Origin of the sequence: Salinicola sp. DM10, from assembly GCF_017306975.2 — a bacterium.
Classification (GTDB): domain Bacteria; phylum Pseudomonadota; class Gammaproteobacteria; order Pseudomonadales; family Halomonadaceae; genus Salinicola.
In genome coordinates this window covers 1-602 of the sequence record NZ_JAFLEN020000044.1, presented here as the reverse complement: position 1 = coordinate 602, position 602 = coordinate 1, and the positions used below count along the sequence as shown (strand labels likewise).

Sequence of the window (602 nt, the reverse complement as noted above, 5' to 3'; positions counted from 1 at the left end):
GCTGGATCACCTCCTTAAACGATTAGCGGATCGCGAGATAAGCGCTCACAATCAATTACCTGATCGACCAAGAGCAAAGACTGTGGAAAGGCTCTCGAAAGCCGCCCAGTGACCAACGGGTCTGTAGCTCAGTTGGTTAGAGCGCACCCCTGATAAGGGTGAGGTCGGCCGTTCAAATCGGCCCAGACCCACCATCTCAAGCTCAGTTGGTTAGAGCGCACCCCCGGGGTGTCGAAAGAGAGGGTGAGGTCGCGGGGTTTTTCGAATCGGCCCAGACCCACCAATTTCGCCAGATACCGCGTTGCTTTTCACCTCGTGTAGCAGGCTACATGTCGGCAAAAAGCGCCTTGTCATGACGAAAATTATCCAGATAGCTGGATTATCTGGGGCCATAGCTCAGCTGGGAGAGCGCCTGCCTTGCACGCAGGAGGTCAGCGGTTCGATCCCGCTTGGCTCCACCAAATCTTTCCCTGTTGGCTCGCGCCACACAGTCACCGAGTTCTAAGCCATCCGCTTCGTCGCCCACCGCGACCGAGTCGATCGCTTAGAGCTTCTGCTCTAAACGCTCTTTAACAATGTGGATCATGCTGACAGTTCTTCAC

The 602-nt window shown here is 55.3% G+C and carries 2 tRNA genes; both read left to right on the top strand.

Annotated features, from left to right (window positions below):
• Positions 1 to 117: 117 nt before the first annotated feature.
• Positions 118 to 194, top strand: a tRNA-Ile gene (locus J0A90_RS18560).
• A 191-nt stretch (positions 195 to 385) separates the two neighbouring features.
• Positions 386 to 461 (top strand) — tRNA-Ala (locus J0A90_RS18555).
• Positions 462 to 602 lie beyond the last annotated feature (141 nt).